Genomic DNA, 11,492 nt, shown 5'->3' with positions numbered 1-11,492 from the left:
TCGTCTACCATTCCTTGCTTAATCGCACCACGCTGGTCGGATTACCCGTTGCTTTGCTGGCGAAGTTGGTTGTAGCATCGCTAAGATACGTTGAGTCCAAAGAAGCCTAACACGGCCACTTACAATGCATGTCACAAGCAAGTGCAGGCGCGGGTTCGAGGCCCATTTGGCCCGCCGGTTTTTTCATATATAAGTGGTTAAGGGTTTAGGAACACTAGTAAACAGCCTGGTTATTGAATGGGCTGCTTTTCTTCCCCTCTCGTCTTTAATAACAACGATTATTATAGCATTAACCTACCTGTAATATTATTGCGCGCCAAACGCGCAATAAATGGTGTGGATAGAAGTAACAAGCCGCCCGATAAAATCGGGCGGCTTTTTTTAAGATCTGAAATACTTTCTAAAAGCTCGGAGAAACTGAAATAGCATGTACGCAGAGAACAACTTAAAGACTGCATCAATAAACATAGCCAATCCATTACCAAACGGAGTGTATGGCTCACCAAATATCTCAGAAAATTTATGTATAGGATTTAAAAAAGCTATAAAATTTGCTATATTCTCAAAGATTAATTGCGGCATAAAATTAATATAACCCATTAATAACTGAATAATACCAAAGCACGCCAGTCCCCACCAAAACAATTTACTCCCTGCGCGTACCCAGTCTTGCCCATGCCTACTACTCCAGTCATTAAATTTAAAAATCCACTTATCTTTATCGTTACCATTTTCTAATATCTTCCGAATTACAGACGACTCCACGGCTTCATACCTAAGTTCATTCAGCCTGTCATTTTGCTTAGAAGATGCGTACTTTAATTGCCTGTATATATCTCTTATTTCGTAAAGCGAATCATTTTTTTCATTAATATTATTAGAAAAAGAAGTATTATAAAGACTTATTTCTATAATATTAGACTTAATTATTTCACACTTTCTTACGCTCCTCAAATTCACACCAATAAACAAAGCCTCTGCTAAATCAGATTTATCTATTATTAATTCATCAGACACTCGAACATCGTTTAGAACAAACTTTCCTCCATTAGCGAAATCTTGAAACTGAAATCTTTTAACGTCACAAGAAGTTATTTTAAACACGTCATCTGAATTTATAAATCCATCCAGTTTCAGGTTCTCAATCGAAAGGTTAGATATAGCATAGCTAGATGGTGTTTCTCCTGCTGTACAAGTGTACTCCAACTGATCAACGATGTGTTTTTTACTATCACTTGATATATTAATAGAAGGTTGCTCAAGCCTTATAACAGTTTGCTTAACTGTTGCCTGATCAAAAGCAATGCTGCCAATATTCCTCCCAATCACTTCTAGCTTTTCCTCTACGTTCGTATCTTTGATTCGTAAAATTTCCACTTTATGAGGCATATCATTTTGAAGTATCCGCAGAGGATAATCTTCTTTTGCATCAATCTTGATATTAATATTCTTTACAACTGAATTACCCTCTATTGCCAGATTATTAATATCACAATTGGTAACAAACAAACCTGACTCAAATTGACAATGACTGAATGACACTTGATCGATCTGAGAATACAATAAATTGACAGTATCTTTGAACACGCAATTATTAAAACGTATATAATATTTAGATACTAGATAATTAATCAGTAGGGTATCATTAAAGGTAGTATCGTTTATGTATATATCTGAATTTACGTCCACATTGCTTATACTCGCAGTAAATTCGTCTACGCTCCCTCCTAATCTTGTCCAGCCATTAATCAGATATTTGGGTGGATTAGTAGCCTCAAACTTCTCTTCTTCTGTCGCGTTAAAGTAATCCGGACGACTCTTTAAACTGTCTATATAATAAGCACGGTTAGTCGAAAAATCCCACATAGCACTCGGCATTTTAAATGGCCAAGGCCTGTAATTTGGATTACCGCTTATTCGTTTTGCTCTATCGTAAGCATGGCTTGGACTACTAGGGGGTTCCCAACGGAACTCAAAGTTTGAATAAGTCCTTGACCCATCCTGATTCAGTTTACCTAATATGAAGTCAGACAATTCAGAACCGGCGTATGTAACTACTTTGCGCTCCATTTATAAATATTGTGTTAAACTAAATAGCTTCACTGAAAAAAGATTCGCCCCTATTACACAAGTGCCTTTTGCCTTTTTTTGAACGCTTCTTGAAGGGCAGCTGCTTTTGCTGCATCTTTTGATATATAGCCACTTCCCCAGCCAGCATTTAGACCTCCGAAGTAATAGCTATGGAATATCCCACTAGGCTTAACCCAGAATTTTATTTTCCCTGAAGTATTTTTCTATTAGATCTACATCGTAATAATCATTGATCAACTGAAATGGTATAAGTAATTCCTCCCCTTTATAATGGTATTCATTTTCAAGCAACCACCTTACTAGCTCATTGAATGCTTCGGGTTGATCATGCTTGATCATAGAAAAGTTGAGTTCCGGTAGCGGGTTTGGTACGTGATCTGGCATATGTCTACTAATGTTTACTTTTTCCATTTTTCTTAGCAGCGAGTTCCTTCTCTCATTTCTCACCAGCTCTACGCATAAAATCAATCGCCTTATCGCTGGTAGCCTGCTGCTTGACCAGCCCGTCGACCCAACCGCCCGAATCATCCCGCAGTGAAGGCATAGCCGGCGTTTCCGCTTTTTGTGGTGCCTGGCCAGGCACCGCCACTATCACCACCACACCCCGGCGTTGACGGTAAATATCGCTCGGTGCATACGGCCGATAATATCCCGGCACCCATAGTCCCCCCCCGGTACGACGCCCGTACACATAGGTTTGCCGCTGGGCCAGGGCCGCGCCCGAGCCGATCAGGAAGAGACACAAACTGACAACGAATACTTTCATGTGTTGGTGGTTTGGCGCAAGAATAAACAAAAAGCGACGCTACCCGGATAAAGTAGCGTCGCTTTTTGTGTGAGTGGTCATAAGCTTAAACTGATGAATACTCTATCTTGTACCTGGAAGATTGAGTTGCTAGGGAGTTCATCTACTGACAAATCATTACATGAAGACATACATCATGACGGTAATTAGGGTTGCAGGGAAATGCCCTCATACTGATCAATTCATGGAGAATGCCAGCGAAACGATATTGATTGACGCAGTAGATGAGCACCAGGCATATAGACTGTCACAAGTCAAATGGAACGGCCAGCGCGAACGCATTCAGTACCACCCGCATGTCGTCTTACTTACTACAGCTTGACTTTTAAAACTCACTAATCATGCAGGTAGATTCGCCTATAGTGCCACCCTTCACACATTACAAAGAGAATTTCAGCATCACTATACAGGTTCTGAAGAATGAAGATACTGCCGTATCTCTTGTTGTCGAGGGATACGTTAAAGCTTATGATACATGTTTAACGAAAACTGATGCTTTTAGTGGCCGAACCAAACACTCTCCATGGTTCAGAGAAGAAGAATGCGACAAAATACTTTCTTTTATCGAGAATAATTTACCAGTACGAGGGTTCAAAGGTGTAAAGCACATAGAACATGGTTATGGTAAAGAATACTTTTACATTCAAACAATAGAATCAACAACTGAACAGTCTCTAAATCTTATAGTTGGCAACAATTCCGACGCCAAACTTATATCTAGACGGGGCATTACCAGTTATCACTATTTTCATTCAGAGTCTCCTATCATAAGCGACCTGACACCTGACTGGAAATCCTATGTTTGGAATTCTGAGATTGCGACTATTTCGTTAAACGATGACAACCCACACGATACAGTTAACGTCAACCTCTCTCGATTGGGAGGAGACTTATGGAATTGGGAAATAGTTCCTACAGTAAAAAAGCCCTTGTTGGTCGATCCAGAAGTATACAATCAGTACAATCAGCAAGGAACGTGGGAGTATGTCATACTACGGTACGTTATAGGCTTGCATTCTGAAAAGGTAATTCGCTGCGGCTTGAAACATACAATGAATTCCTTCTTACATACGTTTTATTATGATCGATATCCCATGTGCAGATCTTCCAATGAAGAAGCATATTCAACTCTAACTAGGGATATACGGGAATATGACGATTTATTAAAAGAACTAGCTTGGTACAATTCAACAATCGTTTCGGGCCAAAAGCCTTCTATAATACCCAGAGCTCTAGCACAACCTTTGATTTACGATGCGTTAGCTATCCAGCTGAAGGAATCTACAAAAATATATTTTCTAGCCACATCGATCGAGTTCGACGAATTCGTTCCAAAGTTCACAGTGTACAGTGACCATGACTCTTTTGTTTTTGACTTTTCCTTAGAACAAATATACATCGGTACGAGTGATTTTGAGACGCCCACAGCTGGACTGTTTGACCTTGACTACGAAGAAATCGAAACCATATTGTTTAAGAAATTGATCGAAAGCAAGGAAGTCGAAAGACTCAATGGATTAGGTTTGAATAGAAGGTATGATTTTAACATCTTAACAAAATTCCCCTTCCAGTATAAAGAATCAATAGTAAAAGCTATCAATGCAGTAAGAAAATATTTGACGGAACTTGACGAACATTTCGCGCATTTAGAACAAAGTTATCGTGATGATGAAGACCGGCAAGAACGATATTGGACCGAAGCGGCTGATTTTGATGGACTTCCTAAGTATTGGCAAGACGATAATGATCCCTTCGATGGCGATCCGAGCGCGTATTGGAATATAGATTAGTAACATATTCATTGTCACCTTGAGCTATTATGGCCCCTTCTGTAGCAAATAACAGGAGCCATAATTAAGCTTTTCACTCTAGATCGTCCTTATCCGTTGTCAGCCATTCGCGCCCCAGCCGCACCACACTAGCCGGGGTACCCGTTGCTTTGGAAGCGAAGTTGGTCACGTTTAGGATCACCGAATCCAATGCTTTTTCGCGCTTGGCTTCATCTTCCGCCGTGATGTAGCCGGCCATGCCGCTGATCGCATCGAGACCCGTTTGAATGTTCTCAGCTGCGGTTATCAGAAGTAGCGGATCAGTACCGGGCCGGTCATCCACTTGCGACAGCCAGTACTCGATGGCCTGTTGGACCAGGCCCGGAACAGTGCCGGCGATGTTGCGCAAGAAATCGTAACCAATTCGGGTTTTGGTCTCTTCCCACGGCCGAGGAGGATCACCGCTCAGAATCGCCATTAGTGCCGCAGAACCTGCCGAAATAGCGGCTAACCAGGCCGCGTTGAAGACCACTGACCAGCCGAACACGACACCCAGTTGTTTGAGCGCTGCAACCGCTTCGGGCGAACCCTCCCCGGTTTTGACGTAATGATTGACAGCCTGCATGACCGTGTTGAGCAGCTTTTGCTGTTGGCCCGAATACAACCCCAGGATTTTCGCAATAAAGTCCGTCGAGGTCTGCATCGGCGTCATTTCCGTCAGGTTCGACATCTGGTTGGTGGCGTACACCACACGCTCGGTCAGGTCGGCCACCCGATCCCAGTACTGATCGGTACCTTCGGCCAGCCCCTCCCCGATCGCCTGGTGTTTGGCGGCCGTGTAGTAGGACAGAATCACCGCGCGGTCAGCCCGTTTCATGGCGGCCAGGCCGTATTCGGTATTCCACTGGTCGAAGGCCCGCAGTGCTTTCTGCCCATTGTCGAGCGTCTTGCTGTTGAGCCCCAGATCGGACCACTCCACGTCGCCCGTGTACAGCGTCTGTGAGTGCGTCAGCCTGTCGAGCACCGTGGCGAAGCGTTTTACCTGACGCTGTTTTCTGAGCGGATCGCCCATATCGTTACCGAACATTTCTTCCATGTAGGGCCGCTCGGCGGTATCATAGCCCTGAGCGGTACAGTCGACGATGGTGGTAGGCGCATCCTAGTTGCTGTATGCCGCCCCCGTCAGTTTGGCCAGCAACGACGTCGCTTCAATACTGCGCATGTACTCATCGTCGATAATACCCTGACCCAGTGCCGCAGCGTAGGTACCCGTCTGTTTGAGGGGCAGACAGGAATTGAGCGAGAACACCGACTGGGTATAACGGTGGATCAGCGTATCGATCCAACTGGCGAAGCCGCGCCGTTCGTAGGTTTCCGCCCCGCGCTGACGGTGGTTCTGGAAGTCCTCCCGGCGCTGTTCGAGGTAGGTCACCACCATCTGCGCCTTACGCGGGCCGGTATAATCCGACTGGATACCGTTGATCAGACTGTTGATGTTTTCCACCAGACGGCCATGCTCCAAGATATCCAAAACGGCGCCTTCGTAGTCAGTCGCCCATCGTGGTAATGGGGTCGCGCAGCAGTACCGCATTCGACGCGCTCTGCCGGTTGACAAGCTGGCGCGACTCGTCGAGCGTGCGCGAGAAGCCCCGGCTTTTGGTGCGGGCGTCCTGACTGGAATTGACCGTGCGGATTGGGTAGTAATCGACCACCCGCTCGAAGGCCTGGTCGGGCCGCAAAAAGCCGTTTTCTTCTTCCAGCAGTTTGACCACTTCCGCCTGATTGTAGAAATCCCGCAGCGTCTGGAAGGTTTCGACCTCCCCGCTGTAGCCCGTACCCTGTGAGAAGCGGTTACGCAGCGCATCGAGCCCGGCCGCATCGAACAGCAGGTACTGGGTCGTATCGGATTCGGCATCGTAGTAGGCCGTACCCTTCGGCCAGCGCGTGCGGCTACCGTCCGGATTGGCTTTGTACAACTGCGTTGGCAACGGGGGCCCAACGACGACGTGCGAGGCTTCGCCGTAGGTTTCCAGTTGGGTTTCGGCCAGCAGCAGCGGCCGTCGCTCGTCGAGCAGCGCCAGCGCCCCACTTTCGGCCAGTGCTTGCTCACGAGCCGCCGGATCGGTAACGATCTCTACACCAGGAAATGCCTGTGCGATCGTGGAAGCTAGTTGGGTAACGACTAGGTTGGGGGTAACAGAGACTTTTATGTTCTTAAAAGTTCTAACTACCTTCGTAGCCTCAAGTACCTTAGTTGAGTCGGGCTTCGAATTGGCGGAGTACTCGTCAACGGGACCGCTTGATAATAGCCCCGCAAGCCATTGCGGGGCTTTTTGTCTGTCGGCGTACAGCAACTGATTATCCAGCATCCATTTGACAATACCCCGACTATCTTTGGGGTACAGGTTCTGAATGCGGTTAACCTTGTGAACGAGCCCACCTTTACCTGCCCTGTTCTCCATTTCCGCGACGACAATAAAGTTACTGCCTTCTTAGCGTAATTCGTTCAGAATCACTTTACGTTCACCGGAATTGACTCAAATAGGGTAAGTGGTTCAGCGATGGCAAGGGACAGATTGCGTAGCGCTCTCAGCGAATAGGCGCGTTTGCTGTTTTGTCCCGATTTATGCATAAGCCGATCCTGTTGAAGCACGATATGCGCGGCTCCAACACCGTACTTTGTAGAATCGGTGAAGGCATGCCCAGTTGCAGCTTTTCGCGCACGTTGCCCGACAGGTAGGTTTTCGCGGTCGACGAGCATCCCCGTTTCGGGGTCAACAACGGCGTATCGTTTCCGCATGGCCCAAATCAAGAAAATACTGAGGTAACCAATATTTTAACATACAGTCGCTTGTAGGTAGATTTTTGCTTCCCCCGGTGTCAATCAAAGCCGAGGAAAATCGGGGAGAAGGAATCACGTGTGTACTTAAAAATGGGGACTATCGGCTGCGACCCCCGGCCCGGCGCGGACTTTTTTATCTACCCCCCCGGCTCATACAGGAACGGCGTGGAAATACACAAATGAAATTCTAGGGAACTGACAACGGGAAACGGTATTACCGATTTGAAAACTGCTGACGCGATTTTTGCTGGCCAGACGGGAAACGGTATTGACTACTGGTCAGTACGCAATACGGCAGTAGATTTTTTTATTCTGATAGCCGATGAGAATCGAATGCATTGTCATCCCCCGGAAAAATCGTACAGCCAATTCTCATGCGGCTATCAGAACTGAATCTGCATCGTTCGCGCCACGTTGGGCGAGAGCCAATATTTTCAGCGGGTACGACGCGCCAATATCTTGTATTTTACCAATGTGCGTACCGACTCACTGACATAGGTTCCGGTTGTCGAGGCCATAAGCCCGATCACCTGCGGCCTGATCTCTATCGAGCCGTCAGACTCCAGATTGGCCAGTGCGTAGTACAGCACACGTAGCGACATTGCCGGAAGCGTCATAAGCAGCAGTGAGAGCCGGTAATCATCGGGAGCGAATACGGTGACAGTCTGGGTCGATTTGGCCGCCACAAATGGATTTTCAGAATGCAAAATCATTTCGAGAATATAGCTTGGATATGTACCGAAAACAACAATTAGTTGACAGTCAGCGAAGATACGTCGATTCAGCCCGATCGATCAAGCGTGAGGGTTGTTACAGCCGCTGCGGGCAGTTAATTCTCACCTTTCACACTCCACAACTAGTCAGCAACTAGCTATCAATCTCATCTCATTCTACAGACCCAGAAACCCCGCCGACGGGCCGGCCTGACTCGGTAGTGTAGGTATTGCACCATGCCCAGATAAGCCTGCAGATCGCCTTAAATCGCTTCATTTATCCACGCCCAGACGCCAGTTTTTACCTGAAATACAAATTAGATAAAACAAAGAATCTCCACTTTTATATACATACGTATGTATATAAAAGTGAGTAATACAACCGTTGATATTTTGGTATCAAGCGGGGGCAACCAGTATGACACTCACTAGCCACGCGCTCCCCCACGCGACGCCAGACGTACTCGCTGATAGTCCCCCCAGTCATACACTACGAAAGGCGCGCCATTACAATAGAAAACATGAGCGGCTTAAATCCCTCATGAGCTGGCAGCAGAACTGCCCATGTTAAGCCACTCGGCAGTCAGCTAACCCCTGACACAACCTCAACCGGTCTGGGCAATAGCCGCACCATCGGGCAGGCTATACTGGCAACGATCGGAGCCGTCAACCAGCCCAACAAAGCCAAGTACACCGCCGTCGCCTGTTTGCCCCAGATCACCGGCGAATGGGCCGACGAACTAAGCAAAGTGAACGACATCAGCAAACCCAGTTGCTCATTTGCCGAAGCCCTGACACGGCAGGATCTATTCCTCAACTTAACCCTTGGCCAGATGGCCGATTCCCAGCTTTGGGTCCTGCTCCGAAATGGAATGACTACTCAGCCTGGCTTCTTTCGGAATCTAGCTAATTTTCGCTCTCAGCACATTGCCGTAAAATCTTTACACTAATTATTACACCTTGAGTGAGAATAGTAATTCGTAAAATGAGCATTTTCTGGGAAGCTTATAGCTGCGTCCAGCTTATACTCTCAGATGTTTATCTGATTGACACTCAATCCTCTATCCGGTAGGTTTGATTGCTGTAAATCAAACTCAAATGGAAACCACAACCACCTTTATTCGTCGTAAGCTAGCAGAGATTGGGGCCAGCGCCTTAGTAACGCCCCAGCAGCTACAGCAGGCACTGGCACTGCTGCCCCGACGCCCCTCGCTGGGCGCGCCCGAGCACGCTGATGATCGGCATGATGACTTGGCCGCCTACTACGCACTGGGGCCATATCATAGCCGGAAACTCAACCTTCAACCTACGCGTACCATCCGGCGAACAAGTCTTCTGGAGCCCGTACGTTCGTTCCGTAGCGTAGCCGATTCGTCAGAACAAATTGATTTCGTGTTGACTACAGGTGATCCACGCGTCACCAAGTCGGAAACAATAGCGGTAAAGGATGTGATTCCCGGTACGTCCTTTAACCCTAAACTGCGGGTACGCCTACAAGCCATTTTTTGCCGCAATGACGACGGGTTATTGTCTGGGGCACGGGTGGGTCAGACCGCCCAGGTGTTGGGGCCTGCCATGCAAAAGATTGTGGCGGCTGTAAACGAAATTTTCGTGCCTATGGCCGGGATTGAGTTTGTGTTCTACCCCAGCGCCGATCTAGAGATTGTCAATAACACCCGATTGAATCAGGATTTTGTGCTGCCTGCTGCCGTTCAGGAGCAACTCAGTAAAAAGACGCCCCTGACAGCCCAGGAAATGGAAGCATTGGCCAATCAGTACACAACCACGCCGGACCGCAATACCTATGCTGCCAGATACCCCGAAAAGATGGTCCTCCTGTACGCCGAAGGTACTACTTATAATTTCGATGATGCCGCTCAGCGGTGGGTGCTCAGCAGCCCGTCGGGGGGCGGCTTTTCATGGGAGGATCTGGAGTTCGTTAAACTAAGTGGTGAGATTGGCACCACCGATGGGGAGGCCCACGGGTACGTACACGGGTTTCAGGCGCACGAGATGGGCCATTTTCTCCACCTGTGGCACACGTTCGGCGGTGGCTTTTACTTGTCCAACGCTGAATTCACGGACCCCACCACCACAATCGACCAGAAATTAGCGCTTATCCGTAAACGTGTAACGGACTATATCGAGGACCACCGTACTGAAGCTCCTAACGGCGATCTAACCCTGCTACTGGACGGCGACCGAGGGGCCGTAACCGATACCCCCCCCGATGAGGGAACGCACATTTTGCAACTCGAAAACATGCTGGCTGGAACGGGCAATGCTTGTGGCAAAGATGGTACCATAACGTTGACGCTGAGCGATGGTACACCCGTTACGTATAGCCCCGACCGGACGCTGGCGATGAGTTATTACAAGGGGTGCTTCGACAATACGTATTCCCCGCAGCAGGTTGAACGAATGCGTAAGGCGCTGACGAGCGGCAACCGACGACGGATCGTGAAAACGCAGTTGGGTGATACGGCGGCTGCGGGCGAATACGTGTGCGCGTGCTGGAAGCCGAACGCTAATGCCCAAGCCTATGTATGGGGAATGGACCTGAACGCCCTGAAAGCAAAGGCGGCCGCGCTGGCCAAACAGGGCCTGTATCTAACCAGTCAGCAGGCGTACACTAAGCAGGGCATTACCCGCTACGATGGCATCTTCAACCCCAGCAAAAACGCTCCTTATATTATATGGGGCTGGGCGGTGGCCGACTTTCAGGCGGAGAACACCAAGCAGCAGGCCGCAGGGAAAGGGCTGACCCACCTGGATTCTTATCTGCTGGCCGATGGCCAGGTACGTATCAATGCAATCTGGTACGCAGGTGCAGCCTCAGCAAATTGGATACAGGGCTACGCGCAGGCCGATTTTGGAAAGCAATTTTTCGACAGGGCAAAAGCCAATCAGCGTCTGATTCATTTGAATAGTTGGTGCCTGCCCAACAATGGTGGTATCCGGTATGACGCCGTCTGGGTGCCTGGTAACAACAAGCAATACGCCTTTGTGAACCTGACCATGCAGGAGTTCCAGCAGAAGTACGGCGAAATGTGGGGATCAAAGCGTAAACTTACCATCGTGGACGCCGTCCGTTCGGGAAACGAAATACGTTATTCGGGTATCTGGGATCCCGATACTAATGCGCAGTACGTCGTATGGGGGTATACCCGTGAACAGGTGCGGCAGATGTATGACGAAATGTGGCAGCAGGGCATGAAATTACAGAGCATGAGCACCGCATTCTTTTAGGCACGTACGCTACAGAATTTGGC

11 protein-coding genes are annotated in these 11,492 nt (G+C 48.1%); 2 read left to right on the top strand and 9 right to left on the bottom strand.

Going from position 1 to position 11,492, the window contains the following annotated elements; all coding sequences use genetic code 11:
* Positions 1–381: 381 nt before the first annotated feature.
* The 3 genes from CLV58_RS16315 to CLV58_RS16310 form a co-directional block, all read right to left on the bottom strand.
* Positions 382–2,070 carry a hypothetical protein gene (locus tag CLV58_RS16315; RefSeq protein ID WP_146141454.1) on the bottom strand — a complete coding sequence of 563 codons (1,689 nt, stop codon included), beginning with the start codon at positions 2,068–2,070 and terminating at the stop codon, positions 382–384.
* Between the two features lie 189 nt (positions 2,071–2,259).
* The gene (locus tag CLV58_RS28055; RefSeq protein ID WP_146141453.1) at positions 2,260–2,502 is read right to left on the bottom strand and encodes a hypothetical protein; all 243 of its coding nucleotides are present in this window, start codon (positions 2,500–2,502) and stop codon (positions 2,260–2,262) included.
* A 25-nt stretch (positions 2,503–2,527) separates the two neighbouring features.
* Entirely contained in the window at positions 2,528–2,857 is a 330-nt protein-coding gene (locus CLV58_RS16310) for a hypothetical protein (protein WP_106138894.1), read from the bottom strand.
* Between the two features lie 380 nt (positions 2,858–3,237).
* On the opposite strand from CLV58_RS16310, the gene CLV58_RS16300 reads away from it, so the two are divergent.
* Positions 3,238–4,686, top strand: a complete 1,449-nt coding sequence (locus CLV58_RS16300; RefSeq protein ID WP_106138892.1) for a hypothetical protein — start codon at positions 3,238–3,240, stop codon at positions 4,684–4,686.
* A gap of 73 nt (positions 4,687–4,759) precedes the next feature.
* Here the strand turns inward: CLV58_RS16300 and CLV58_RS16295 are convergent, their stop codons facing one another.
* The 6 genes from CLV58_RS16295 to CLV58_RS28405 form a co-directional block, all read right to left on the bottom strand.
* Complete coding sequence (locus CLV58_RS16295; RefSeq protein ID WP_106138891.1) at positions 4,760–5,761, bottom strand: hypothetical protein; 1,002 nt, start codon at positions 5,759–5,761, stop codon at positions 4,760–4,762.
* Between the two features lie 63 nt (positions 5,762–5,824).
* On the bottom strand, positions 5,825–6,196 hold the full coding sequence (locus CLV58_RS16290; RefSeq protein WP_106138890.1) for a hypothetical protein: 372 nt from the start codon (positions 6,194–6,196) through the stop codon (positions 5,825–5,827).
* A gap of 16 nt (positions 6,197–6,212) precedes the next feature.
* A complete protein-coding gene (locus CLV58_RS16285; RefSeq protein ID WP_106138889.1) occupies positions 6,213–7,127 on the bottom strand; it encodes a hypothetical protein in 915 nt (304 codons plus the stop codon).
* A gap of 50 nt (positions 7,128–7,177) precedes the next feature.
* Complete coding sequence (locus tag CLV58_RS16280; RefSeq protein WP_146141452.1) at positions 7,178–7,465, bottom strand: hypothetical protein; 288 nt, start codon at positions 7,463–7,465, stop codon at positions 7,178–7,180.
* Between the two features lie 476 nt (positions 7,466–7,941).
* Complete coding sequence (locus CLV58_RS16275; protein WP_106138887.1) at positions 7,942–8,220, bottom strand: hypothetical protein; 279 nt, start codon at positions 8,218–8,220, stop codon at positions 7,942–7,944.
* A gap of 583 nt (positions 8,221–8,803) precedes the next feature.
* Positions 8,804–8,980 (bottom strand): hypothetical protein, encoded by a 177-nt coding sequence (locus CLV58_RS28405; RefSeq protein WP_170108721.1) that lies wholly within the window; start codon positions 8,978–8,980, stop codon positions 8,804–8,806.
* A gap of 338 nt (positions 8,981–9,318) precedes the next feature.
* Between CLV58_RS28405 and CLV58_RS16265 the strand changes: the two genes are divergently transcribed.
* A complete protein-coding gene (locus CLV58_RS16265) occupies positions 9,319–11,469 on the top strand; it encodes a hypothetical protein (RefSeq protein ID WP_106138885.1) in 2,151 nt (716 codons plus the stop codon).
* Positions 11,470–11,492 lie beyond the last annotated feature (23 nt).

This window comes from Spirosoma oryzae, from assembly GCF_003002825.1.
Classification (GTDB): domain Bacteria; phylum Bacteroidota; class Bacteroidia; order Cytophagales; family Spirosomataceae; genus Spirosoma; species Spirosoma oryzae.
The sequence above is the reverse complement of the archived record's forward strand: the minus strand, read 5'-3'. Positions and strand labels throughout refer to the sequence as shown.